This is a genomic window from Prevotella amnii CRIS 21A-A, assembly GCF_000177355.1.
GTDB lineage: Bacteria > Bacteroidota > Bacteroidia > Bacteroidales > Bacteroidaceae > Prevotella > Prevotella amnii.
Genome location: NZ_ADFQ01000014.1, coordinates 1 through 26,293, shown reverse-complemented (window position 1 = coordinate 26,293; position 26,293 = coordinate 1). Strand labels below are relative to the sequence as shown.

General features: G+C 33.9%; 21 protein-coding genes. 5 read left to right on the top strand and 16 right to left on the bottom strand.

The window, feature by feature from the left end; all coding sequences use genetic code 11:
- The first annotated feature begins 290 nt into the window (after positions 1–290).
- The gene (locus HMPREF9018_RS01375) at positions 291–932 is read left to right on the top strand and encodes a DUF4294 domain-containing protein (RefSeq protein ID WP_008447079.1); all 642 of its coding nucleotides are present in this window, start codon (positions 291–293) and stop codon (positions 930–932) included.
- Between the two features lie 5 nt (positions 933–937).
- Here the strand turns inward: HMPREF9018_RS01375 and HMPREF9018_RS01370 are convergent, their stop codons facing one another.
- Together HMPREF9018_RS01370 and HMPREF9018_RS01365 are read right to left on the bottom strand one after the other, a co-directional pair.
- Positions 938–2,104: a MalY/PatB family protein gene (locus HMPREF9018_RS01370; protein WP_008447102.1), complete on the bottom strand. Its 1,167-nt coding sequence runs from the start codon at positions 2,102–2,104 to the stop codon at positions 938–940.
- A 27-nt stretch (positions 2,105–2,131) separates the two neighbouring features.
- A complete protein-coding gene (locus HMPREF9018_RS01365) occupies positions 2,132–2,974 on the bottom strand; it encodes a DUF3737 family protein (RefSeq protein WP_008447135.1) in 843 nt (280 codons plus the stop codon).
- Positions 2,975–3,211: 237 nt separating this feature from the next.
- On the opposite strand from HMPREF9018_RS01365, the gene HMPREF9018_RS01360 reads away from it, so the two are divergent.
- A complete protein-coding gene (locus HMPREF9018_RS01360) occupies positions 3,212–5,281 on the top strand; it encodes an LTA synthase family protein (RefSeq protein ID WP_039863938.1) in 2,070 nt (689 codons plus the stop codon).
- 71 nt (positions 5,282–5,352) lie between these two features.
- Complete coding sequence (locus tag HMPREF9018_RS01355) at positions 5,353–6,033, top strand: phosphatase PAP2 family protein (RefSeq protein WP_008447099.1); 681 nt, start codon at positions 5,353–5,355, stop codon at positions 6,031–6,033.
- Positions 6,034–6,109: 76 nt separating this feature from the next.
- Here the strand turns inward: HMPREF9018_RS01355 and HMPREF9018_RS01350 are convergent, their stop codons facing one another.
- From HMPREF9018_RS01350 to HMPREF9018_RS01285, 14 genes are all read right to left on the bottom strand, one after another.
- Complete coding sequence (locus HMPREF9018_RS01350) at positions 6,110–7,096, bottom strand: malate dehydrogenase (protein ID WP_008447115.1); 987 nt, start codon at positions 7,094–7,096, stop codon at positions 6,110–6,112.
- 588 nt (positions 7,097–7,684) lie between these two features.
- Positions 7,685–9,010: a cell division protein FtsZ gene (ftsZ, locus tag HMPREF9018_RS01345; RefSeq protein ID WP_008447085.1), complete on the bottom strand. Its 1,326-nt coding sequence runs from the start codon at positions 9,008–9,010 to the stop codon at positions 7,685–7,687.
- Between the two features lie 60 nt (positions 9,011–9,070).
- Positions 9,071–10,528 carry a cell division protein FtsA gene (ftsA, locus tag HMPREF9018_RS01340; protein WP_008447114.1) on the bottom strand — a complete coding sequence of 486 codons (1,458 nt, stop codon included), beginning with the start codon at positions 10,526–10,528 and terminating at the stop codon, positions 9,071–9,073.
- A gap of 41 nt (positions 10,529–10,569) precedes the next feature.
- Positions 10,570–11,508 carry a cell division protein FtsQ/DivIB gene (locus HMPREF9018_RS01335; protein ID WP_008447023.1) on the bottom strand — a complete coding sequence of 313 codons (939 nt, stop codon included), beginning with the start codon at positions 11,506–11,508 and terminating at the stop codon, positions 10,570–10,572.
- Positions 11,509–11,513: 5 nt separating this feature from the next.
- The gene (gene murC / locus HMPREF9018_RS01330) at positions 11,514–12,893 is read right to left on the bottom strand and encodes a UDP-N-acetylmuramate--L-alanine ligase (protein ID WP_008447152.1); all 1,380 of its coding nucleotides are present in this window, start codon (positions 12,891–12,893) and stop codon (positions 11,514–11,516) included.
- Positions 12,894–12,925: 32 nt separating this feature from the next.
- Complete coding sequence (gene murG / locus HMPREF9018_RS01325; protein WP_008447063.1) at positions 12,926–14,029, bottom strand: undecaprenyldiphospho-muramoylpentapeptide beta-N-acetylglucosaminyltransferase; 1,104 nt, start codon at positions 14,027–14,029, stop codon at positions 12,926–12,928.
- A 67-nt stretch (positions 14,030–14,096) separates the two neighbouring features.
- A complete protein-coding gene (locus HMPREF9018_RS01320; RefSeq protein WP_008447155.1) occupies positions 14,097–15,395 on the bottom strand; it encodes an FtsW/RodA/SpoVE family cell cycle protein in 1,299 nt (432 codons plus the stop codon).
- A gap of 159 nt (positions 15,396–15,554) precedes the next feature.
- Entirely contained in the window at positions 15,555–16,886 is a 1,332-nt protein-coding gene (gene murD, locus HMPREF9018_RS01315) for a UDP-N-acetylmuramoyl-L-alanine--D-glutamate ligase (protein WP_008447094.1), read from the bottom strand.
- 17 nt (positions 16,887–16,903) lie between these two features.
- Entirely contained in the window at positions 16,904–18,175 is a 1,272-nt protein-coding gene (locus tag HMPREF9018_RS01310) for a phospho-N-acetylmuramoyl-pentapeptide-transferase (protein WP_008446995.1), read from the bottom strand.
- A 35-nt stretch (positions 18,176–18,210) separates the two neighbouring features.
- Positions 18,211–19,668, bottom strand: coding sequence for a UDP-N-acetylmuramoyl-L-alanyl-D-glutamate--2,6-diaminopimelate ligase (locus HMPREF9018_RS01305; RefSeq protein ID WP_008447054.1), 1,458 nt, complete (start codon positions 19,666–19,668; stop codon positions 18,211–18,213).
- Positions 19,669–19,718: 50 nt separating this feature from the next.
- Positions 19,719–21,872, bottom strand: coding sequence for a penicillin-binding protein (locus tag HMPREF9018_RS01300; RefSeq protein ID WP_008447056.1), 2,154 nt, complete (start codon positions 21,870–21,872; stop codon positions 19,719–19,721).
- A 9-nt stretch (positions 21,873–21,881) separates the two neighbouring features.
- Positions 21,882–22,418: an FtsL-like putative cell division protein gene (locus HMPREF9018_RS01295; protein WP_008447116.1), complete on the bottom strand. Its 537-nt coding sequence runs from the start codon at positions 22,416–22,418 to the stop codon at positions 21,882–21,884.
- A complete protein-coding gene (gene rsmH / locus HMPREF9018_RS01290) occupies positions 22,402–23,358 on the bottom strand; it encodes a 16S rRNA (cytosine(1402)-N(4))-methyltransferase RsmH (protein WP_008447139.1) in 957 nt (318 codons plus the stop codon). The genes HMPREF9018_RS01295 and rsmH overlap by 17 nt, the downstream gene beginning before the upstream one ends.
- 64 nt (positions 23,359–23,422) lie before the next feature.
- A complete protein-coding gene (locus HMPREF9018_RS01285) occupies positions 23,423–23,866 on the bottom strand; it encodes a division/cell wall cluster transcriptional repressor MraZ (protein ID WP_008447059.1) in 444 nt (147 codons plus the stop codon).
- A gap of 263 nt (positions 23,867–24,129) precedes the next feature.
- On the opposite strand from HMPREF9018_RS01285, the gene HMPREF9018_RS01280 reads away from it, so the two are divergent.
- Positions 24,130–24,957 carry a glycerol acyltransferase gene (locus tag HMPREF9018_RS01280; protein WP_039863970.1) on the top strand — a complete coding sequence of 276 codons (828 nt, stop codon included), beginning with the start codon at positions 24,130–24,132 and terminating at the stop codon, positions 24,955–24,957.
- Between the two features lie 55 nt (positions 24,958–25,012).
- The gene (locus HMPREF9018_RS01275; RefSeq protein ID WP_008447097.1) at positions 25,013–26,014 is read left to right on the top strand and encodes a GNAT family N-acetyltransferase; all 1,002 of its coding nucleotides are present in this window, start codon (positions 25,013–25,015) and stop codon (positions 26,012–26,014) included.
- Positions 26,015–26,293 lie beyond the last annotated feature (279 nt).

Here is a 26,293-nt window from a genome sequence, read left to right as displayed (position 1 = left end):
AATTATTATAAAAAGAGTAACTTCGGTTGTAGTAAAAATAGTATCATAGTCATAAACAAAAAGAACATTATTAAAAATTACTTTCACAAAAGTACCTAAATAATAATCATAGCATTATATTATAGCATATCTTTTTATGCGTATTAACATTATTTTACCATATCAAAATTATTGATACAGTTTCTTTTTATACTGATATAATTTACCTTTATTACAATAATATACCTACAACATGCTTTTTTTTGGTAAAAGATATAATAAAGTTCAGAAATAATAAGTAATTTTGTTGTATGTTTTGTAAGAAAGTATTTTATATATTAATATGGCTGATAGGTATATTTTCTTCATCGGCTTTAGCACAAGATCATATTAATCCAGAGGACAGAGTAGTGGACATGAACTCTCCTACATTTGTCCCAATGGTGCATATTGGCAAGATAAAGATGGGAAAAGATAGCATTCAATATGTCAAAACTAATAATATTTATATATTCCCATCAATGGAATTTAGGAATAAAAAAGAGCAAATGGCATATAACCGCTTAGTGTATAATATAAAGAAAACTCTCCCTATTGCAAAAGAATGTAATCAGCTTATTTTAGAGACAGGTGCTTATATCGAAACTATTCCAAATAAAAAAGAACGTTCAGAACACTTAAAAAAGGTAGAGAAAGAGATTTGGGAAACTTATAAACCTCGCATGAAAAAGCTTACTTTCACACAAGGCAAGTTACTCATAAAGCTTGTAGATAGAGAATGTAATTCTACTTCTTATGATATAGTAAAGGCTTTTCTTGGTCCTGTTCGTGCAGGGTTTTATCAAGCCTTTGCTTGGACGTTTGGAAGTAGTCTGAAGAAACGTTATGACCCTAAAGGAGCCGATCGCCTTGTGGAACGTATTGTGTTACAAGTAGAGGCTGGTCAGTTATAGTTCGTTTATAATAACTTTTTTATTACTTTAGTAATACGTTGCAAACCTTCTATCATTGTTGCGCGTTGGGTGGCTATATTTATACGAAGGTATCCCTCTCCATACTTCTTGCTGTACAATGTCCCTGGATTAATAAAAACGTGTGCTTCTTTTATTAATTGTTTAGAAAGAGCTTCTGCTTTAATATTTAATGCTTCTATGTTAATCCATACAAGATACGTTCCTTCCAATCGTAAAACTTCTATCTGTGGTAATTCCTTTTTTAAAAAGTTTTTAAGAGTAACATAGTTGTTGTTTATATATACATTTAACTCTTTAAGCCAATCCTTGCTTTTGTTATAAGCAGCTTCTAAAGCAATGGGTGCAAAAGGATTAACATCGCATATTTCAAAGATATTTATAGCTCTATCTATTTTATATCGTAAAGTTTGGTTTTTGCAAATAATATTTGCTATTTGAAGTCCTGCTATATTAAAACTTTTAGTGGGAGAATTAAGAGTAATACAATTGTTTTGACAATCTTCATTAATAGCAGCAAAAGGAGTAAAGGTATATCCTGGCATTATAAGTTCACAATGAATTTCATCGCTTATAACCATCACGTCATGCTTAAGACATATAGTATTTATCTTTTCAAGCTCTTCTTTTGTCCATACACGTCCTGATGGATTATGTGGATTACATAACAAAAAAATAGTAGTCTTTTTATCAGCACATTTACTCTCAAAGTCTTCCCAATCCATTACATAACTATCATCTTTTCGTCTTAAAGGTGTTTCTAACACTTCACATCCTTGATTTTTTATGCTAGAAAAGAAGCAATTATATGCAGGGCTTTGTATTAAGATCTTTTCTCCTGGCATTGTTAGAGCATAGATAGTAGCACTAATAGCAGGAACAACACCTGTTGTATAAATTATCCAACTTTTATCTATAACCCAATCATGCTCTCTATTAAACCAGTTAATAATTGATTCATAGTAGCTTTCAGGCACAGATGTATATCCAAAAACTCCATGCTTTACACGTTCTTCTAATGCTTTTTGTATTGCAGGAGCTGCAAGAAAGTCCATATCAGCTACCCACATCGGAATTATATCCTTATCACTTATTTCGTCCCATTTTACAGAATTAGTACCACGACGTATAATTTCCTTATCAAAGTTATACATATCTTTTTATATAATTGTGTTATGTTATTAACGAATAACTATTGTGGTTAATTTTTCTTTAGCATATTTATCATAAGTAACCTTACCTATTTTATCAGCAGAAATATATCCCGATATAGGGTTTTTTATTTCTGTAATAGACCCTATAATACTTGCATTGATATTTTTAGAATCTTCGAAGCATCTATCGCAAGCAACATCGAAGGTACAATCTTCAAGAGTTATTCCGTTCATATAACAAAGAGGCTGCTCACCACTTATATGGCATTGCACCATTTTTATGTTTTTACTATGCCAGCCTATGTATTCTCCATTTAGTTCAGAATTATATATTACAACGTTTTCGCACTCCCAAAAAGCATCTTTAGTTTCTATCTTAGCATTATGTATTTCTACATTTTTACAGTATTGAAACACATATTTAGCATCAGATACCAAACCATCTACATAGATATTTTTAGAAAACATAAAGGGATAAGTTCCCTCGTGTAAAAGCACATTATGTAGTTTTAATCCGTCAACCTTCCAAAAAGTTTCATCAGCATCATTTATTTTCACATTATCTAATTTAAGATTTTTCATCTCACGAAAAAACTTAGGACCATCAATAATGCTATCTTTCATTACCATATTATTAGAATACCAAATGGCTGAACGCGATTCTTCTGCAAAATAGCAATTAGTAATTACGCTTTTATCTACATGCCACCAAGGGTATCTACCATAAAATTTAGATGCATTACATTCTATATTCTTACAAAATTTAATTCCAGATTCTCCATCAATAATTTCTATATTTTCAAGTCGTGTGTTCTCAATACCAAATAGAGGACGCTCGCCTTTAAACGTTTTGTTCTTTACTAAATCCATTATTTTATAGTGTGTTTATATAGGAAGATGTTGTTACTAATTAATAAACATGAAACACATATACTTTTTTAATATTTATGTGATAATTTATTTTTAATGGCAAAGTTATAGTTTTTTATTTAAAAAACGCATAAAGATAGTTTTTCTATGCTGTTTTTGTTAAAAGTCATAGCTATAAATATGACATACTTTTAAAAATTATACTTACTTTTGTAGGTGGAAATTATATATAAAAAAATGGCTAACATAAGTACATTCAAACAAAACCCTATTTTTTTTATTGTAAGTAAATTCCTAAAACTTTATATCTTTTTAGGTTTATTGATTCGTATAACATTAATGATAACAGCTCCAAGCGATGCTTCATTTTGTTTTTTCGAAATATTGCGTAGTATAGGGTTAGGATTACTTTCTGACATTGGGACAGGTTTGCTGCTATTAATTCCTTTATTTGTGCTTTATCCTATGCTGAATGAAGCAAAATATAATAAGATAGCAGGAGTATGTATAGAGACATTACTTATTATATGTTTCGCTTATAGTTTTTGGCATAAAAATATTTTTTACGAATATGGTGGTGTTGTTCCTAATATAGCACAGATATTGTTAGGTTGGAAAGTTTTTAGTTTTTCTATACGCTTTTTTATTCCTAAGATACGCTTATTATGGCGTAGCTGTTCTTTATATTTTTCTTGGATATTATATGTGGGATTATTATTTTTTATATCAATAGGTGAATATCTTTTCTGGGAAGAGTTTGGCGTTAGGTATAATTTTATAGCTGTTGATTATCTTATATATACTAATGAGGTTATAGGTAACATTATGGAATCATACTCTATTTTTCCTATAATAATTACCGTTCTAATATGTTCTTTAGGTATTATATGGTTGCAATCCAGAAAGGCTCAATTTAAGTTAGAACGTATTTATAACGTTAAGACTCTTTGCTTCCATATAACATATTTTATCATTGCTATATTAGTGGGTTGGGGTATATTAACAGCTATAGACCCTATAACGGCTAAAAATAATTATGTTGATCAGATAGGACGTAACGGTATAGACTGTTTTGTACGTGCTTTCTTTAATAATACTCTTGAGTATAATAAGTTTTATGCTATGCTTCCTGAGAAAGAGGTTAAGAGCAATTATTATAAGTTAGCAGATTTAAATGCAAATGGAGAAAAAGAATTAAGCGCAAAAGGTAAATCACAATTAAAAAACATTGTATTAATTACTGTAGAAAGTCTTAGTGCCGATTTTCTTACCCGATATGGTAATAAGCAGAGTATTACGCCTAATCTTGATGTATTGATGACAAAAAGTCTTGTTTTAGACAGTTTGTTTGCCAATGGTAACCGCACTGTGCGTGGCTTAGAGGCTTTGTCTTTATGTATACCGCCTGTGTCTGGGGAAAGTATTATAAAACAAAAAAACAACAGAATGGGCGATCTTTCTGTTGGAGCACAGCTTAAAAAGCTCGGTTATACTGTACAATTTCTGTACGGAGGAGATAGCTATTTTGATAATATGGGCAATTTCTTTTCTAATAATGGATATGAAATAATAGATCGTAAAAATATTGATCCTGCAAAGATTACTTTTGCAAATATATGGGGAGTATGCGATGAAGATATGTTTAACAAAAGCCTTGAGGTCTTTGATAAAGATGCTGCTAAAGGCAGACCTTTCTTTGCCCAGATAATGACTACAAGCAATCATCGCCCTTATACATACCCAAAAGGCAAAATAAAATATGACGGTAACATTCATTGCCGTGAGGCTGCAGTAAAATACACAGATTATGCTATCGGCAAATTTATATCTGATGCTACTCATAAATCATGGTTTAAGAATACTATCTTTATCATTATAGCAGACCACTGTGCCTCAAGTGCAGGTAGTACCTCTTTACCTATTGATAAATACCATATTCCTTGTTTAATTTATTCTCCTAATTTTATTCGTCCAAAGGTAATTTCTACCCTTTGTTCACAAATTGATGTTATGCCTACTGTCATGGCTATGTTACGATTACATGTTAAAGTGCGCTTTACAGGACAAGATATATTTTCTCCTTTATATAAGCCACGTGCTTTCATGGCTACTTATCAAGATTTAGGCTATTTAGAGAATGATAAGCTAACGGTATTGTCTCCTGTAAAGAAAATACGGCAATATGCTGTAAAATATAAAAAAGGCGAAGAGGCTAAAGAGTATCTCTTATCACAACAAGATTTGCCACTCTTAAAGAAAGCACAGAGCTATTATCAGTATATAAATCTTTATTTAAAACGAAAGTAGTATTTATGAAAACCTCTTTAGCTCTTTTATTTTATAATAAACTTTATATATAATAAAAAATTGCGTTTTGCATGGGAAATATTATTTATATGTTAGACCATTATGATAAAGTCCTTATGCTTTATCTCAACTTTGATGGTGGTGTAATGATTGATAACATTTGGAAATTATTTTCATTACCCATTATATGGCTTCCTTTAGCCATTATGTTCCTTTTTGGTTTAATACGTCATCATGTTCCTTTTACCACCATTCTGTTAGTTATAGTCTTTTTTGCTTTAGCAGTAGGACTGTCAGACTTTATATCCTCAGGGCTTATCAAGCCTTTTTGTGCAAGACTTCGTCCTTCTCATTGCATAACTATTTGTAATAAGCTACATTATGTAGATGGTTATCGTGGGGGAGAATTTGGCTTTGTCTCAAGTCATGCTGCTACCACCTTTAGTATCTTCACTTTTATTAGTTTGTTACTACATAAAAAACGTATCACTTTTCCCTTGCTCTTTTTAACCATTTGCATCTGCTATTCTCGCATTTATCTGGGAGTGCATTACCCCGGTGATATTCTATGTGGAGCAATTGTAGGAATATCTATGGGGGGAACATCTTACTTAGGACTTATTTATGTGTATCGTGTGAGTAATATCTTACCTTATTATTTACTTGTAAGACGTGTTGAAAAAGAACTTTATTATACTATTTGGATAACATTATTCGCTCCCATTATCATTGGAATAGGTAATTCATATTAAAACTTTTTACATATAAAAAGATAAGAGGACGTAAAAAATACGCCCTCTTAACTTCTTACTATATATATCTATATTTTTACAAATTTGGGTTCATTTCCTTCCACTTATCAATAGATGGAATGATACCTAAAGTGATAATTTCCTCACGCATTTTGCAAAGATGCTTATAAGATGCTTCCAAAGCAGCAACTTCTTCAGAAGTACCTGTAGGTTCTGTAAAATGAACTCCTGTCTTATCTATCGTAGTAGGCATAGCCATCATTACGTTCTTAAACTTTTCGTTATTTACATAACAACCTGCTGGCAATGTAAATTTATCTCCACCCATAGCTGCTTCTATCATCTTAACAGAACAGTAAGCTGGGCTTTGGAACGAACTACGACCACGAAGCTTAATAATATTAGAACCACCCTGAGTAGTACGCTGTTTTATTTCAGCCCACTTCTCCTGAGAAAGTCCTTTTTCTGATAATGGTGTGCCATCAATAGTAACCTTAGATGCAAACACAGCCATTTGCTCACCATGACCACCATAGGTGTGGGCACCCTGAACCTTATCTTGCTGAACACCGAACTCTTCAGCAAGAGCTTGTTGAAGTCGTGTAGAATCAAGAGCTGCAAGAGATGTTAGCTGATTTGGTTTTAGACCAGAATGGATTAAAGTAGTAAGAGCTGTAACGTCTGCAGGATTAAAAATAACAACAACATGCTCTACGTTAGGGCAATATTTCTTAATGTTATCCCCAAAATCGGCAGCTATCTGACAATTGCCTTTTAAAAGATCTTCACGAGTCATACCTTCTTTACGTGGAGCTCCACCTGAAGAAATTATATACTTAGCACCTGTAAAGGCCTTCTCAGGGTCAGTAGTGTAGCTAAGATTTGCACCAGCAAAAGCACATTGACACATTTCTTCATAAACACCATGTACTCCAGGCTCATAAATGTCGTAAAGGCATACATTAGGTGTTAAACCAAGAGTGAGCACACTCTGTACCATGTTTGAGCCGATCATACCACCAGCACCTACGATGACAAGTTTGTCGTTAGTTAAATAATTCATACGTTATTTATATTATAAGTTTATATTTATAGTTGTGAATAACTTTATCACAAAAGTAATAAAAAAAGGAGGAAGCACCATACATATACCCCTTTACTTAACGTTATTTTATGCAAAAAAATGAAGTTGGTAAGTGGGGTTAGCAAAATTGATGTTAGGCAAAGAGGTTTTATATCGTTATACGACATATTTCATACAACGGAAAGACATATATTAATTACAAAAATAAATTATTTTTATTGCATTTTCTTGTTATTTTTCCTATAAAAATAATTTATTTTTTATTTTTAAAGATAATCTTTTCTTGCTAAAAAGACTATTAATTGCTAAAAGAAAGGTTACCTATTACTCTCTCTAAGATATTACATATTAAAGGAGATAGATTTTTAAAGGCTAACACCTAAAGATAAACGCCAGCCCTAAACTTAAAGATTAATAAAAGTTTTTATAGTACAACCATAAGATAATAAGCCCTCGTATAAGATAACAACCAGTTTTATTAAAAACAATAAAAGCCCTGATAAGAAGATCCTAACAGGGCTTAACATATAGCATTATGATATTTTATAGAAACATATAAACCATTACTTATACAAAACTTATTACTCCGTTTATAGACTCTTTTGAGTCTTCTTCCTCTTTTGCAATCACCTTTGGCGCATTAATCATTTTTATATCCTCTATATTACGCTTTGTACGTTTATATGTAGGAATGTTCTCTACAGCAAGAATTACATCGTCATTATCTAAATCCTCTGTAGAAAAAAGGTAAACACGAGGCCGTGTTTTTTCCTGTTTACTATCCCCCGTCTCATAATATTCTCCACGACGACGAGCTTTTTCTGCCTCAGCTTCCTTTTCAGCTGCAAGCAATGCTACCTCTTTTTCATCATGCCGCTGTATACGATCCTTCATATCTTCAGAATCAACATCACGTATTCCAAAACCTGTTGCAAGGATAGTTACTTTTACTTTCTTGTCTAATTCTGGATCGGTAGCAACACCCCATTTCAATTCAAAACGCTCGCTAAACTTTTCCATGAAGGCATTAATCTCACGCATCTCGTCCATAGTAACGCCTGCATTACCACCTTCATCGGCATGAAAATTAATCTGAATAAGAATGCGCTTCGACTTATATATATCATTATTATTAAGCAATGGAGAGTTAAGAGCATCGTTAATAGCATTAGTTACACGACCTTCACCTTCACCATACCCAGTACTCATTATAGCAACTCCTCCATCTTTCAAAATGGTACGAACATCATTAAAATCGAGATTTATCACACCATGTGTCGTAATAATTTCGGCTATACTCTTAGCAGCTATACTTAAAGTGTCATCTGCTTTCTTAAAAGCTGCCATAAGGCTCAGGTCTGGATAAATCTTTAACAAACGCTCGTTGTTAATTACTAATAAAGCATCGACATATTTAGCCATCTCTTCCACACCATCTAAAGCCTGATCAATCTTGCGAGTACCCTCAAACTTAAATGGAATGGTAACAATACCCACTGTTAATATATCAAGATCCTTGCTGATACGAGCTATAACAGGACCTGCGCCCGTACCCGTACCGCCTCCCATACCTGCTGTTATGAAAGCCATCTTTGTGCCGTCTGAAAGCATCTTCTTTATGCTATCAGCTGTATCTTCGGCAGCCTTACGCGCCTTCTCTGGACGATTACCTGCTCCTAAGCCTTCTGTTCCCAACTGAAGATGTACAGGTACAGGAGAATCGTTTAATGCCTGAGCATCTGTATTACATACCACAAAGGTAACATCGTGAATACCTTCTTTGTACATGTGGTTTACGGCATTACCACCTCCACCACCAACACCTATTACTTTTATAATGCTATCAGTAACATCTTTATCATCAAAGTCTAATATTCTGTTTACATCTGCCATAACTATATGTTCCTTTTATTGCTATCTTTTTTACATTATTTATATAAGACTATATCAGCCCTATTCCTCGTCAGCCTCAAATATTTTGCCACTAATATCTTTTATCTTATTGCTAAACTTACCCCAGAAACTGTTTTTACGCTCTTCTTCTTTCTCTTTACGTATTCTCTCTTCCTCCTCTTCACGTAAGCGACGCTCTTCCTCTTCTCTACGACGACGCTCTTCCTCCTGCTTCTTTTTATCTTCAAGTGTAGGTACCAGCCCCTGCCCTTGTAATGGCTTTGGAGATGATGTGTGAGAATTTTGTGATATAGGAGTACCTGTTACTATCTCTTCTGTACTCGTAAATAAATTATTTGCATTAGGATTATAAGTAGCTCCTGCACAATTCATATCGCCTTTGGCTAAAATGCCAAGAACAGTATTCATATCACCACGCCGTGAGGTAATATCAGATGCACTTGCATTAATAGTGTAAGTTACAAAATTAGCTTTACGTATTTTCCCTATACCTGTAGAATCTCTGAAAGCATGTTCTATATTTGGCAAGTTCATTCCTCCTCCGGTGAGAATAATTCCACCAAGAAGGGTATGTGAATAGTCTGTTGGAACTTGAGCCCAAACATTTTCTATTATTTCTGTAACACGTGCTTCCACCACCTTTATAAACTCGCTACAATCTATTGATTGCTCTTTGTTTACAGTATATTTAGCATTAGTATCTATAGCAGAAGTTTCTGTAAAAGCACTCGCATACTTTAGTTTCATACGCTCTGCGTCCTTTTCATCTATCTGAAGAGAAGCAAGGTCTCGTGTAATATTATTACTACCTAAAGGAATTACTGCTAAGTGGCGAAGAAGATTTTTATAATATACCAATACTGTAGTAGTATCGGCACCAAGATCAACAAGTACACAACCTCCACGACGTTCACTCTCACTCAACACACTATCTGCAAGAGCTAAAGGAGCAAGATACATTTCGGCTATCTTAACATCTGCCTTTTGGAAACAATTATTAAGATTATCATAAAAAGACTGACGCCATAAAATGTTTAAAAAGTTACCCTCTAAACGATTTGCCTTTATACCTACAGGATCAATAGCCTTTTGATTATCAACATTATATTCTTGCGTTACAGCATCAAGGATTTCCTGATCAGGATAGCTCATGTTACGATTAGCGTCCATAAGCTCATTTATCATATCACTTGTGATAATAGTATCATTAGGAAGATCTTTGATGATAACATTACGCACACTACGAATAGATTGTCCGCCCACACCTACAAAGACCTGGGTTATTTCATACTTAAGCTGCTTTCTTAGCTTAGTAATAATACTCGTAAGACATTGTGCAGTCTTATCAATATTATATACTATTCCTTTACGAATACATTCTGATGCATTCTCTTTTACTACCGCTGCGACATCAATACTGCCATCGAGCTTCTTTTTACCTGCTATACCTCTAATTTTGGAAGAGCCCAGCTCTATAGCTACTATGAATTCTGCCATATATAAAATGTATTATATTTTTATCTTATCGTTTATATTTATCATTCCGTAGGACCTTCTTCTGCCATTGGACCATCTGTTTTCTTTTCTTTCTTAACCTCTGAAGATTTCTTCTCAAGCACTTCTGGATCGTTTTTTTTAACATCAACAGCTTCTGAACGTGTTATTGACTTTTCTACACCTGCTTCTTCATGAAGCTGCTTTTTACAAACTATCTGGTTATCAAACTCTAAATTGATATAAGAATATAAGTTCCACCCTACTTTTGACATACCATATTTATAAAACTTACTAAGCCGATCAAGCTTCTTACTTACAAACTCGCGAATACCTCGTTCACGTGCCGACTTATATTTACCATACGGCAGATAGCCTAAAAAGATAATCTGATTACCCACACGAGGCACTAACTCTATACCTCTATCTGGCAAAACATGAATTTGTTCTATCTGGTTTAGCCAAAATGGAGACGCATTTATCTCCTTTGCTAATGAAGATAGATAATATTGTGCGAAAATTCTGTTAATAGACCCTGTCGCTATTATAAGGTCGCTTATATATTTAGAATTAGGAAGAATACCTCCATTATCATCTAAATAATAATCATCGCCATTATCGCTCTTAATACGAATTATAGGCATACGTTGGGTTATATTTATAAAAACAATGCCACTTGTAGTCTTATAACACTGAGCTGTATTTACAAAAGGACCCGTTCTAAGAGTCTCTTCTATACGGCGAGGACTAATTGCATTCATTGACTTGTTAAGTGGATAGAGCTTAACCTTGTTTAATATATCCTTAACTTCTTCTGCACTAAGAAAACCTGCATTATTAACATCAGATATATTTATTTTTACCTCATTACATACAGCCACATTCTCTTCTGGCTTGTTCCATGAAGTAACAGCCAAAATAAGATAAACTGCCAGCAGAACATCTATCAAAGCAATAGTAATACTCTTCCACCTTATGTACATCGGTATTATTCCTTATCTAATATTATTTGAGATATTTGAGATACATAATCATTTAAATTACCAGCTCCAAGAATAACAAGCACATCAAAATCGCGCGACTTAACAAAACTAAGTACACTATCCTTTAATATCATTTGTTTTTGGACACCTTCCTTTAAATTGTCATAAATAAGCTTTGAAGTAACGCCTTCTATAGGCTCTTCACGAGCAGGATATATTTCAGTAAGAATAACCTCATCGAAAAAACTAAGCGAATAGGCAAATTCCTTATAAAAATCGCGTGTTCGGGTATAAAGATGTGGCTGAAAGATTACGGTTATCTTACGATTAGAATAAAGCTCCTTTAAGCTTTTAGCACTCTGTAAAATCTCCTTTGGGTGATGTGCATAGTCAGATAAAACAACATGTTTAGCATTCTTAACCTTAAAATCAAAACGCCTATCTACACCACTATAAGTTTTTATTCCTTCACGTATTTCATTAGGTATAACACCATTTAGCTGTGCCATAGCCATTGCTGCTATACTGTTTTCAATATTTATTGGTATAGGTTGCCCAAGCTCTACATCTTTAATAGGCTCTATAGGAGATATAAAATCGAATATTATAGTACCATCTTTTATACGGACATTATCAGCATGAAAATCGCCTTCTTCACGACTATACTCATAAACCCTTACCCCCTCTTGCACATTAGGCTTCATCTCAAGATCTTTATGAATTATAAGGGCACCACCTGCTTTTATTAATTCTGTATAATGACGAAAACTCTCTAAATAAGCCTCTTTTGTTCCATATATATCAAGATGATCAGGATCGGTAGAAGTTATTACTGTCATCCAAGGGCGTAACCAATGAAAGGAACGATCAAACTCATCAGCCTCTATTACAACATAATCGCTCTTATTAGACAAAATATAGTTAGTACCATAGTTCTTTGAAATACCTCCTAAAAAAGCTGTACAACCCACAGAACTCTGATGCATTATATGAGCACACATACTAGATGTAGTAGTCTTACCATGTGTTCCAGCAAAACATAACCCTCTATGTGTTCTTGTTAACGTACCAAGAACCTGAGCACGCTTTTGAATTTCAAAACCATTCTCTTTAAAAAAAACAAGCTCTTTATGTGAAACAGGTATTGCAGGTGTGTAAATAATTAAAGTGTTTGCTTTATTGCGACAAGCATTAGGTATTAAGCCTATATTCTCTTCATAGTGAATATTCATACCTTCTTTCTGAAGTTGCTTTGTAAGATCTGAAGATGTCTTATCGTAGCCAGCTACTACACACCCTATATGAAGAAAATAACGAGCTATAGCACTCATACCTATACCACCAGCTCCAATAAAATAAACAGCTTTTATATCTTTCAATTCCATATTCTCTATCTATTAATCAAAAAAAAAGATTATCATTTACATAGCTTTAACACCTCTTCTGCTATTATATCAGAAGCATTATGTAATCCCATCTTTTTAATATTTTTGCTAAGAGTTGCTAACTGGTCGCTATTATTTATAGTGTTAAGTGCTAACTGCAAAAGAGTTGCAGGAGCATCAGCATCACTTACAAACATAGCTGCTCCTTTATTTACTAAAGCCATAGCGTTCTTTGTCTGATGATCCTCTGCTACATTAGGACTTGGCACTAAGATTACAGGCTTCCCTATAAGCTGAAACTCGCTAATAGAACTTGCTCCTGCGCGGCTAATTACTAAATCAGCAGCTTTATATGCTGCTCCCATATCACTAATAAAATCCATCACATGAAGATTATCCAGCCCCTTTTTATCTAAAACACTATTAATATTATCAAAATAGCGTTTACCAGTCTGCCAAACAATCTGCACATCGCTATTATGAATAAGATCAAGATGCTCTATAATAGAGCTATTTATAGTCTGGGCACCCAAGCTACCTCCAACTATAAGAATAGTTTTCTTTGATGGATTAAGACCAAAACTCATACGAGCTTCCTCTTTGGTTATAGTTGTTTCCAAGATGTTTTGACGCACAGGATTACCTGTCATTATAATCTTATCAGCAGGAAAAAAACGTTCCATACCCTCATACGCTACACATATCTTACTCACTTTTTTAGCTAATAGCTTATTAGTAACACCTGCATATGAATTTTGTTCTTGTATCAAACATGGTATACCCATATTAGCAGCCTTATAAAGCGTAGCTCCACTTGCATAGCCACCCACACCAATAACTACATCAGGACGAAAATCTTTAATTATCTTCTTTGCTATACGAAGACTCTTCCATAGCTTTAAAAGAACCTTAATATTATTTAATTTATTAACTCTATCAAACCCTAATATAGGTAATCCTTTTATTGAATATCCTGCAGCAGGAACACGTTGCATCTCCATACGCCCCTCTGCACCTACAAAAAGAATCTTTGCTTTAGGATTTTTTGCTTTTAAAGCATTGGCTATTGACACTGCAGGAAATATATGACCACCAGTACCACCACCGCTAATTATAAATCGTAAATCGTCTTTCATTTATACGTCTATTTTACAATTACAAAGATAAGAAATATTTTTCTATTCTTATTAGTTACTATCAATTTTATACATCTGCAACATTTAATAAAGAAGAAGCATTCTCCTCCTCTTTTTTTACATTTGATCTACGCTTTGCAGAACGACTTATACTAAGAATAGCACCAATATATACACAATTAATAATAGACGAAGTACCTCCTTTACTGATAAGAGGTAAAGGCTGCCCTGTTACAGGTGCTAACCCCACAGCTACAGCCATATTAAACATTGCTTGTGAAACCAACAAGAAAGCTAAACCCATAGCCAAGAAAGTTGGAAAAGAATTTTCACATTTTCGAGCAATAATACCAACACGAATAAAAAGAATAACATAAAGAGCTAATACCACAAACGCTCCTAATATACCTGTCTCTTCTATTATGATAGCATATATAAAATCAGAAAAAGCTTGCGATAAAAAGTCACGCTCATTAGAATTGCCAGGCCCTTTCCCGACTATATTAGACGAAGCTATAGCTATATTAGCATGTGCAACCTGTGCATCTTTATCAAGATCAAAATCTTTTGGAGCAATATATTTATTACTAAAAAACTTATCTATACGAGCTTTCCATGTATCAGCACGATGAAACATTTTCTGAATAAAGCCTGTTTCTTTTTTTTGTTCCTGCGCTGTCGCTGTTTGCTCTGTAAAATTCTGCTTCTTATTTTCAACTTCCACATTCTTACTATTACCTGCAAACATAACAAAAGCTAAACCCAAAAACACTATAAAAAAGATTACCCCTATCAGTTTACCTATCTGCTTAAAAGGTACTCTGCCTATAAACATCATAAAGATAACGGTTAAGAAAAGCAATGCTGCAGTAGAGAGATTCTCTAAAAAAATAGGAAAGATAACAACAGTTGATACTATCAATATATATCTTATTGCTTTACGATCTGCACCATGATCCGTTTGCATAGCACTAAGAAGCTGCGCTATCGTCATTATAAGTGCTCCTTTTCCCAATTCTGATGGCTGAAACTGTATTCCTCCTATGCTTATCCAACGACTTGCACCATTAGTAACACCGCCTATTAACATAACAATATATAGTAAGAATATAGAACCTATTAAAAATATTGGTGTAGCTAACTTAAAATATCTACACTCTATATTCAACACAAATATCATGGATACCCAACCTAAAACTAACATCATAGTATGATATATTATAGGTCCCCAGAAGTTTCCTCCCTTATATGATAAAGAACTAGAGGCTGAATACACCTCTATAATACTAATTATACAAAGAAAGAAAAATATCATCCATACTACTTTATCTCCCTTAAATATATTCTTCAACGACTTAACGTTCATTTTTTTATTGGTCTTTTTAAGTTCTATTTAAAAATAAGCTGATTTCATTTTTTTATCTGCATAAACGTAAAAGGTTATCAAAAAAACACTTTTATAGCTCTATACTAAAAGAAAACGTCCACTAATAGCTTTATTTTTAACCGCATACTAATTACTTTTTTATAACGAACGAACCAAAGTCTTAAACTGATTGCCACGATCTTCCATATTCTTAAACAAATCAAAGCTAGCGCAACAAGGACTCAATAAGACCGTATCTCCAGACTTTGCTAACTCTCTACAGGCTGCTACACAATCTTTCATAGAATGAGTATCACGCGTAATTATACCAAGATTATCAAAATTATCGTGTAATTTTTTATTATCAGCACCTAAATAAACTATAGCCCTACACTTCTGTTTAACAAGATCCTTTATAGCATCGTAATTGTTTCCTTTGTCTCTACCACCAAGAATAAGCACCGTAGGTGTAACCATACTTTCAAGAGCATACCAACAGGCATCTACATTGGTAGCTTTAGAATCATTAATATACTGTACTCCTGAAACTTTGCATACCTTTTCCAAACGATGTTCTACACCTTTGAAATCACTTAAACTTTTACGAATATTTTCTTTTTTTATACCACCTATATTAGCAGCTATACCTGCAGCAAGAGAATTGTATATATTATGCTTACCTGTAAGCGATAAATCTTCTTGCTCCATATTAAATGGAATAGGCTTCTCTATAGTGTACATTCCTTCTTCAATATATCCTATGCTGCCAGTTTCTTTTAATTCAGAAAAAGGATATTGCACAGCCTTTACATCAAACTTTTCTAACTCTTTCTTTATAACGGGATCATCTTTCCAATAAATAAAACTATCTTCTTTTGTTTGGTTCTGAATAATACGCATCTTAGCATTAGCATAATTCTCAAATTTATACTCATAACGATCAAGATGATCAGGAGTAATATTAAGAAGAATAGCTATATTTGCACGAAATTTATACATATTATCTAATTGAAAACTACTTAACTCGATAACATAATATGCATGTGGCGATTCAGCTACTTGAAGAGCAAGACTTTTACCTATATTACCTGCAAGCCCTACATCATAACCAGCATCTTTAAAAATATGAAAGATCAAACTTGTAGTGGTTGTTTTGCCATTACTACCAGTAATACATATCATCTTAGACGTTGTATATCTTCCAGCAAACTCTATCTCGCTGATAATAGGTATACCACGTTTTATAAGTTTCTGCACCATAGGTGCTTCCTTTGGAATACCCGGACTTTTTATAACTTCATCAGAATCAATAATCTTAGCTTCAGTATGTACACCTTCCTCCCAATCTATATTATGGTCATTAAGCATTTTTTTATACTTATCCTTAATAACCGACATATCCGAAACAAATACTTCAAAGCCTTGCTTTTTAGCAAGTATGGCAGCTCCAGTACCACTTTCACCTGCCCCTAATATTACCATCTTTTTCATATTATATATGCCCTTTCTTATCTTAACTTCAGCGTAATAATTGTAAATGCTGCTAAAATAATAGAAATTATTACAAAACGTATCACTATCTTACTCTCATGCACTGCGCTATGAGGCTTTGTAAAAACATACTTACAATCAGGATCAAGCTGTGAATCAAGAGTTCGAAAAGCATCATGAATAGGTGTACGCTTAAATATGCGTTGTTTTATACCCTTATGCTTACCTGTCCTATAATACCATACCTGTATAATTACGCTTAAACTCTCTACAAAAAATATTCCACAAAGAATAGGTAAGAGCAACTCTTTATGAATAATTATAGCACCTACAGCTATAATTCCACCTATTGTCAAACTACCTGTATCTCCCATAAACACCTGAGCAGGATAAGCATTATACCATAAAAAGCCTATTAATGCACCTATAAAAGCAGAAAAGAAAATCACTAACTCTTCTGAGCCTGGTATAAACATTATGTTCAGATAAGCAGCATATTGATAATGGCTACTTACATAAGCCAATATTCCTAAGACTACACCTATTACAGCAGAATTACCTGCACACATACCGTCCATACCATCATTAAGATTAGCACCATTAGAAACCGCAGTTACCACGATAATAGTCATAATAACAAATAAGATCCAACCTGCAGCAGTCTTATATTCTCCCATAAAACCCATTATTTCAGAATAATCGAGATTATGGTTCTTAACAAATGGTATTGTGGTCTTTAATGTCTTTATAGCTGTCTGATGATGATGAATAATAGTTTCCGTGTTATTTTTATTAGGGATTTCCTCATTTAGATTTGCCTTTACATCAGGAGAAGTCCAAAGAGTTAAACCTACTATAAGTCCGATACTTATCTGCCCTACTATCTTATATTTACCTTTTAAGCCCTCCTTACTATGGCGAAAGATTTTAATAAAATCGTCCATTCCTCCTAAAAATCCAAGCCATATAGTAGTAATTATCATCAATAAAAGATATATATTACGAAGTCTACCGAACAGGATAACAGGAACTAACAATGCTACTATGATTATAATACCGCCCATAGATGGAACTCCAATCTTATTAATTCCAAACGGATCTATACTTGCATCACGCTGCGTCTCAGTTATCTGTCTACGCTTTAAATACTTAATAAACCGTTCTCCGAACCAAGCTGAGATGATTAAAGCAAGAATCATCGCAAGAATAGCACGAAAACTAATATAACTCCAAAGGTGAGTGCCACTAATGCCATATTCACCTAACCATCTAAAAATATAGTACAACATCTTGTTATATTGATATGTTTGGTTATGATTATTGCTTATTTAATATTAAAAATATCTCGAAGTACTTCATGATCATCGAAATGATGCTTAACTCCTTTTATTTCCTGATAATCTTCATGTCCTTTTCCTGCAACAAGAATTACATCTCCTTTTTTAGCTAACTTTGCTGCAGTGCGCATAGCTTCACGCCGATCGACAATAGTTAATACCTTATTAAGTTGAGTTTCATCAAGTCCTGCCACCATATCATTTATAATATCTTGCGGATCTTCAAACCTCGGATTATCACTAGTTAATATAACTACATCACTATGTTTTACAGCTTCCTGTGCCATAAGCGGACGTTTACCTTTATCTCTATTTCCCCCAGCTCCACATACTGTGATAATCTGTCCCGTTTTACCTTCCATAACGTCATGAATAGCACTTAAAACATTAGATAACGCGTCTGGTGTGTGTGCATAATCGACTATGGCTGTAAAACCTTCTGGAGAACGAATAGGCTCAAGACGCCCATTAACACTCTTCAAAGTGCTAAGCACTAACAGAATGTCATCTTTCGATTTTCCTAACATTACTGCTGCACCATAAACAGCCAACAAATTACTTACATTAAATTTTCCGATAAATTGCACTCCTACTTCCTTTCCATCTATATCAAGATACATACCTTCAAAATGGCATTCTATTATCCTTGCTCGAAAATCTGCCATGCGCTGTATAGAATATGTCTTAATATTTGCCTTACAATTTTGTACCATTATCATACCATTCTTATCATCGGCATTAGTAATAGCAAAGGCTTTCTTTGGAAGACTATCAAAAAACATTTTCTTTGCATTACGATAATTTTCGAAAGTCTTATGATAATCAAGATGATCACGTGTAAGATTAGTAAAAATACCTCCAGTAAAATAAAGTCCACCGATACGATGCTGGTGAATAGCATGGCTGGAACATTCCATGAAAGCATATTCACATCCTGCTTCAACCATCTTACTAAGTAGCTGATTTAGCTCTATAGGATCAGGGGTAGTATGCTCTGTATGATGTGCCTCTGCATCAATATAGTTACAAACGGTTGATAAAAGCCCTACTTTATAACCAAAGGCTCTAAACATATTATATAATAATGTGGCTATAGTAGTTTTTCCATTAGTACCAGTAACACCTACTAACTTTAATTTTTTTGAAGGATTTCCATAAAACATTGTGGCTATTTTCCCCACTTCTTTCTCTGTAGATTCTACCTGAATGTATGTAATTCCGTCTTTTAATTCGCTTGGTACATCTTCTAATAGTATTGCTTTCGCACCAGATTCTATTGCTTTATTTATAAAACAATGACCATCTACTTGTGTACCCTTTATAGCTACAAAGATATGTCCTACATCTATCTTTCTGCTATCAATATTAACACCAGTTATATCAATATCAGTATCACCTGTGATACTTAAAGTTTTCACTTCACTTAATAAGTCAGTTAACTTCATAATCTATTAACTTTTAATATTTTTATTCATTATTTTTACCACGTTACACTCTAATTCAATGTTATAAAACAGGTTTCTCCTCGTTTTATCTTTTCGCCAGGTACTAAGCTTTGCTTACTTACCTTACCACAGCCCATTATTCTTACCTTTAAGCCTCGTTGCTCTAAAAGATAAACAGCATCACGAGCACCCATGTTATACACATTGGGTACTACCTTCTTATTATTATAATTTTGTCTTTGAAAGGCTATTGAATAATGTGTACTATTTACAATTCCCCATATAGGATTGCCAAAAGGATAAGTACCTCCCCAGCCATTTTTGGGAGAATAACCTAATGCACTTAAAACATAATCAGCAGCAAGAATATTTCCTGTTTTAACTGGTGGGATAAGAATAGATGAAGGCTCTCGAGCATCTGTTACACTAAGTTTTAAGTCGCGTGCCATAATACCTTCTGCTATATGATGGAAAACTACTCCGCTCATACCTCCACCAGAAGCTGGTAAGCCCGTCTTTTGTATACACACTATACAGCTATATTTAGGTTTATCAGCTGGGAAAAAACCAGCAAAACTTAATAAATAGTTAGTCCCACCTGCTTTATACCCAAGAGCACCCTTTGAAATTTGGGCTGTTCCTGTCTTACCTGCTACGGCAAACTTATCTGAACCAGCTTTCTTTCCAAGACCTTCAGAGACTACTTCTGTTAATATTCTGCGTATCTTCGTGATAGTACTTTCTTTTGCTATTTGATTTTTTATCACTTCTGGAGGATATTCTGCTATTACTTGCCCATTCTTTACTATCTGTTTTACAAAACGCGGACGCATCATCTTCCCATTATTTGCTATAGCATTATAAAAAGTTAGTGTAGATATTGGAGGTATCTGGCTTTCATAACCTATGCTCATCCATGGTAATGCGGTAGCACTCCAGTTGTAATATTGTCCACGTTTGTTTTTTCGTGGCATACGTATTTTTGCAGGTGAATAGCCTACAATGGGTAAATGTAAATCGGTTGCTAATCCAAGATCATATATACCTTGTACAAATTTCTCAGGATTCTTATGATAATAAATGTCAATAATACGACTTACACCTATATTTGAGCTATATTTCAGTGTCCACGGAAGCATAAGATTACCATATCCTCCCTTTCGCCAATTGTGGTCTTTCATCTCTCTACCGTACATATTCCAAACACCTGTACCTGTAGCTATGGTGTAAGTGGTATCAACTAATCCATCATCGAGTATGGTCATTATAGAAGCTGTCTTAAATACCGACCCGGGCTCTAACAAATCGCTCACTGCATGGTTTTTTATCTCACGATATTCACCATCTTCACATTTATCCATATTGACAATAGCTTTCACATCTCCTGTTGCTACCTCCATAACAATAGCTACACCTACATTACCATTTATCTCCTTTAGCTCATTTATCAAAGCACGCTCTGCTAAATCTTGCATACTAACATCTATTGTTGTGATAATATCTGCACCATCTACAGGAGCTGTATCAGTAATGTTCAGAAATTTATTCCTTACCTTTCTACGATGAATAATACCATTAGTACCACGTAAAATAGAATCAAAGGACAATTCTAAACCGCACCGAGCAGTATCTTTTGCACCAAACATATCGCCTATAGTACGCTGTGCTAATGAGCCAAACGGACGCCGACGTGCATTAAACTCTTCCCAATGAAAACCACTTTTAAACTTTGAAAGATGAAATATTGGCAGACTTTGCACATCTTTAAACGTATTATAAGCTATGCGCCCGTCCCATATTGCCCAATGACGACTTTTCTTATGATATCCCTCTAATAAATGTTGCTTAAAAGATTGAGCAGATTTCTCTGGAAATATCTCATTAAGACCTTTACTAATATAATCGACACTATCCACAAAAGCTGTATCATTACCTGCTTCGGATAAAGCCTTAAAATCCATATATACCTTAAATTCTGGCAAAGAGCTCGCCATCAGCTCTCCATCTCCACTCAATATATTACCTCTTATAGGTTTTATCTTAACACTATCTTTTTTTTGCAAAGCAGCCACTTGCATCCAATAATCCTTCTTTACGGTCATTGTATTAGCTGCCTTCATCATTATCAGAAATGCAAATATAACTATACCTACCGTAGTAAAAAAATACCACTTTATGCTTTCTTTATTATTAAACCTATTCATGCTATTCTTTTATTCTGGAACATTTATTATATAGGGAGGCCTATCTGATATTTTAAGCACACTGTCTTTATTGTTTTTAAGCAACTCGAGTATATGGCTTTCACGCGTCTTCTCTGTTAGCTGACTACTACTTGAGAGAGCTCTATACTTAGCATCTTCCAGCTCTGTATTCAGCTTATCTATCTCTATCAAATACTTCTGAGCATTATATCTATTAGTAATATAAATAATAATAAATAACACTATTAAAAGTATCAAACCTATATTATTGCGAAGCACTTGAGCTGAAAGAATATCTCCACCTATAATCTTGGTAAAAGTAAAACTAGACGACTGCGGCTTCTCGCCCTCTTGAGCTTGATCCTGCAAAGCTCTTTCTATCCTATCTATCCTCTCTTCTACCTCTGACTCTACTTCCTTTTCTTCATCTTCTTTTACTTCTTCTTTTCCCTCAACAGATAATGTATGCACCTCTGCTAACTGTTCTTCTTTTATAGGTAAAACAGTATTATCTGCTATTTCCTCTTTTTTATCCTCTTTCTTCATGTTTCCTCTCTGCAATTCTTAGTTTTGCACTACGACTTCGAGGATTTCTCTCTATTTCTTCATCTGTGGCAATAATCACTTTGTTGTTTACCAACTTAAAAGGAGTTTTTATCCTACCAAAGAAATCTTGAGAAATCTTTCCTTCCGCATTACCAGATTTCATAAAATTCTTAACCAAACGATCTTCTAACGAATGGTAAGTTATCACAGACAAACGCCCACCAGGGGCTAAAAGCTCTATCGCCGATGTAAGCATCTTGGTTAAAGCCTGCATTTCCTGATTCACTTCTATACGCAGGGCTTGAAACAGCTTTGCCATATCTTTCTTTTCCCTAACACGCATAAAAAAAGGATTGACTATTTTTAAAAAGTCTGTTGTAGTCCTTATAGCCTTATTTGCCCTACCCTTTACTATCGCTGCAGCAATGCGCTTAGACTGTTTTAGCTCGCCATAGACATAAAATAGTCTCGCCAAATCTTCCTCCTTATAATCATTTAAAACATCAAAAGCCTGCTTACCAGACTCCTTATTCATACGCATATCTAAAGGAGCATCGTCAAAACGAAAAGAAAAACCACGATTTTCATCATCAAAATGATGACTACTAACACCCAAATCGGCTATCAATCCATCTATTTTATCTACACCATAATAACGCATCCAATTCTTTAAATACCTAAAGTTAGAACGCACAAAAGTAAATTTCTTACTAAGTTCTTTATCACTTTCAGTAAGATACTTTATGTTCTGCTCAGCATCTAAATCTTGATCAAAACTATAAAGATGAGCATCGCCTGATAAATGGGATAAGATCTCTCTACTATGGCCACCACCACCAAAAGTAACATCTACATAGATGCCACCCTTACGAATGTTTAATCCATCAACACTCTCTTTGAGAAGAACGGGGACATGGTAGCTTTCAGCAGTTTTTATCATTATAGTTGCTATTATTATTGTTGTTTCTTAAAAATATCTTGTTATGGCATTTAAAATGCCTTCACTACTTTTCCATTAAATCTTCTAAAGCCTTTCCTAACTCTTCATAGGGCATAAACTCCTCTAAAGTGTTACCCTTTGACCATATTTCTATGCTATCATCCATACCTATAAAACTTATTTCTTGCTCTATATTTGCAAGACAGAGATAACGCTTAGGTATAAGTATCCTACCGTTAGTATCTAAAGTAATCACCTCTACATCAGAAACATACTGGCGATAAACCATCTGGTCACGCTTATTCCACCTACTTAGCTTGGCTCTTAAAGTATCTAACCTATCATTCCACACCGACTGTGGATAAAGCACAAGGCACGGCTCAAAAAGATCTTTTCGCATAATAAGAGATTCTTCGCCAGACACACTTAGTATCTTACGAAACGTAGATGGGAAAAAAGCCCTACCCTTTACATCTACCCTTGCATCTACATTGCCAAGAAACCTCATACTAATAATTTTATTTTTATACAATACCTAAGTAGACCCCAAAGTTACATAAATTTCACCACATTCCTCCACATTCCCCCACAATATTTTATCCAACTAAGAGTTTTTCCTTTTTTTACTATACGGGTGATATCAAAAAAAGTGAGAAATAAAATTTAATTAATATAACAAATTACGCATATATTTCAATATTTATACTAATAACATGGTAATTTCCAAAAATATTTATTTATTTTTGCATATTGTTTTGGGAAATGAAGAATATGGGAGAAAGTATTCAGAAAACTATTGATATTGAGAACATTCTCAAGAGTAAAATGGGAAACAAAGCAAGGTTTGTACCTCGCTTTGCTATTAACTGGTTAAAGGGCATAATCCACGAAGAACAAGTAAACAAATTTCTATGGGATTCAAGGTCCTTTTCAGGTACAGAATGGCTTGAGGAATGTATGAAATATCTCGGTATGACGCTCAAAATAAATGGTTTAGAAAATTTGCCTAAGAAAGATGACGGTAAGTTTTATACCTTTGTTTCAAATCATCCTTTAGGTGGTCAAGATGGTGTTGCGCTTGGTGCTATAATAGGGCGGCATTATGACGGTAAGTTTAAATATTTAGTTAACGACCTATTATTAAATCTGCCCAGTCTAAAGCCTATAAGCATAGGTATAAACAAAACAGGAAAACAACACAGAGACTTCCCTAAAATGATTGAAGCTGGCTTTCAAAGCAATAATCACATCATAATGTTCCCAGCCGGGCTTAATAGCAGAAAGATAAATGGGCATATACATGACCTTCCTTGGAAAAAAACCTTTATCACCAAAAGCGTGGAATATAAACGCGATATAGTACCTATTTTCTTTGGTGGACAAAACTCTGAACGCTTCTATCGCATTGCTCATTTTAGCGATAAATACTTAAAAAAGATAAACTTAGCAATGCTATTTCTTGTTGATGAAATGTATAAAAATATAGGAAAAACTTTTTACATAAACATAGGCAAGCCTATACCTTGGCAAACCTTTGATAAGAGTAAAACTCCTAAAGAGTGGGCAAAATATGTAGAAGATAAGGTTTATGAATTATAATAAAACCATTATCTTAACACAAACAAACACAAGACACTTTTAAGTAACCATATTTATGGAAGAAGAAATAATTAAGCCTGTGGATAAGGCTCTAATAAAGAGCGAGCTTACATTAGATAAATTACTGCGCAAGACAAATAAAAGCCACAACGAAGTATATGTTGTAACTGCACAAAACTCTCCTAACACTATGTTAGAGATAGGACGCTTACGCGAGGAAGCTTTCAGAACTGCAGGTGGAGGAACTGGTAAAGCTGTTGATATAGATGATTTCGATTCGATGGAGAATTGTTGTAAACAGCTTATAGTATGGAATCCTGAAGCAGAAGAAATAATAGGAGGATATAGGTATATCTTTGGAGAAGATTGGAAAAAAGATGCTAACGGACAGCCTTTACTTGCTACAAGCCACATGTTCCACTTCTCTGAAAAATTTATGAAAGAGTATGCTCCTTACACCGTAGAGCTTGGCAGATCTTTCGTATCTTTAGGATATCAAAACATAAGACGCAACTCTAAAAGTATTTTCGCTCTTGATAACCTTTGGGACGGCTTAGGAGCTCTTACCGTATTAAAGCCTAACTGTAAATACTTTTTTGGTAAGGTTACTATGTACCCTTCTTACATAAGACGAGGGAGAGATCTCATTCTTTATTTCCTAAAAAAATATTTCGATGATAAAGAAAACCTTATTATTCCTATCAAACCTCTAAAAATTGATACCCCTGAAGACGAACTTAAAAAATTCTTCTCCGGCGACAACTTTAAAGAAGATTACAAGCTCTTAAATACCGAAATACGCAACTTAGGTTATAATATTCCTCCATTAGTAAATGCGTATATGAACCTATCACCTACTATGAAAACATTTGGCACTGCCATTAACTATGGTTTTGGAGAAGTGGAAGAAACAGGAATACTTATAGCTATTGACGAAATATTTGAAGAAAAACGCATTCGTCACATAGAAAGCTACGCTAATGAGCACCCAGAGTCAATAGCTTTTACAAGTGGGGCTAATAAGTTAATATACAAAATAGATAAAAAACAAATATAATAACATAAGAAAGTTGCTAATCACTTTATAAATAATATAAATATAAAGATATATCTTAATAAATAAAAACACCTCTATATAAGGTTAAAATACCAATGCTATAAACAACAAAAAACAAGTACGGAAAAGAAAAATAACTTATTTTTGTAGCATTTTTAATCTATTTTTATATTAAAAATAAGTTATTTTTCCTACAAAAAGGTACTTTCTTTTTTAGAAAAAGATTATATCTTACGCTTATAAAAGCCACCTCTTTACCACAAAAAGCTGGCTATATTA

Bases quoted from the DNA above. Each gene is read 5' to 3' on its own strand.
- HMPREF9018_RS01305 (WP_008447054.1), bottom strand. From the start codon at position 19,668: ATGAAGTTAACTGACTTATTAAGTGAAGTGAAAACTTTAAGTATCACA.
- murG (WP_008447063.1), bottom strand. From the start codon at position 14,029: ATGAAAGACGATTTACGATTTATAATTAGCGGTGGTGGTACTGGTGGT.
- HMPREF9018_RS01285 (WP_008447059.1), bottom strand. From the start codon at position 23,866: ATGAGGTTTCTTGGCAATGTAGATGCAAGGGTAGATGTAAAGGGTAGG.
- HMPREF9018_RS01280 (WP_039863970.1), top strand. From the start codon at position 24,130: ATGGGAGAAAGTATTCAGAAAACTATTGATATTGAGAACATTCTCAAG.
- HMPREF9018_RS01275 (WP_008447097.1), top strand. From the start codon at position 25,013: ATGGAAGAAGAAATAATTAAGCCTGTGGATAAGGCTCTAATAAAGAGC.
- rsmH (WP_008447139.1), bottom strand. From the start codon at position 23,358: ATGATAAAAACTGCTGAAAGCTACCATGTCCCCGTTCTTCTCAAAGAG.
- HMPREF9018_RS01365 (WP_008447135.1), bottom strand. From the start codon at position 2,974: ATGGATTTAGTAAAGAACAAAACGTTTAAAGGCGAGCGTCCTCTATTT.
- HMPREF9018_RS01370 (WP_008447102.1), bottom strand. From the start codon at position 2,104: ATGTATAACTTTGATAAGGAAATTATACGTCGTGGTACTAATTCTGTA.
- HMPREF9018_RS01360 (WP_039863938.1), top strand. From the start codon at position 3,212: ATGGCTAACATAAGTACATTCAAACAAAACCCTATTTTTTTTATTGTA.
- murC (WP_008447152.1), bottom strand. From the start codon at position 12,893: ATGGAATTGAAAGATATAAAAGCTGTTTATTTTATTGGAGCTGGTGGT.
- murD (WP_008447094.1), bottom strand. From the start codon at position 16,886: ATGAAAAAGATGGTAATATTAGGGGCAGGTGAAAGTGGTACTGGAGCT.
- HMPREF9018_RS01335 (WP_008447023.1), bottom strand. From the start codon at position 11,508: ATGTACATAAGGTGGAAGAGTATTACTATTGCTTTGATAGATGTTCTG.
- ftsZ (WP_008447085.1), bottom strand. From the start codon at position 9,010: ATGGCAGATGTAAACAGAATATTAGACTTTGATGATAAAGATGTTACT.
- HMPREF9018_RS01310 (WP_008446995.1), bottom strand. From the start codon at position 18,175: ATGTTGTACTATATTTTTAGATGGTTAGGTGAATATGGCATTAGTGGC.
- HMPREF9018_RS01350 (WP_008447115.1), bottom strand. From the start codon at position 7,096: ATGAATTATTTAACTAACGACAAACTTGTCATCGTAGGTGCTGGTGGT.
- HMPREF9018_RS01355 (WP_008447099.1), top strand. From the start codon at position 5,353: ATGGGAAATATTATTTATATGTTAGACCATTATGATAAAGTCCTTATG.
- HMPREF9018_RS01320 (WP_008447155.1), bottom strand. From the start codon at position 15,395: ATGAACGTTAAGTCGTTGAAGAATATATTTAAGGGAGATAAAGTAGTA.
- HMPREF9018_RS01300 (WP_008447056.1), bottom strand. From the start codon at position 21,872: ATGAATAGGTTTAATAATAAAGAAAGCATAAAGTGGTATTTTTTTACT.
- HMPREF9018_RS01375 (WP_008447079.1), top strand. From the start codon at position 291: ATGTTTTGTAAGAAAGTATTTTATATATTAATATGGCTGATAGGTATA.
- ftsA (WP_008447114.1), bottom strand. From the start codon at position 10,528: ATGGCAGAATTCATAGTAGCTATAGAGCTGGGCTCTTCCAAAATTAGA.
- HMPREF9018_RS01295 (WP_008447116.1), bottom strand. From the start codon at position 22,418: ATGAAGAAAGAGGATAAAAAAGAGGAAATAGCAGATAATACTGTTTTA.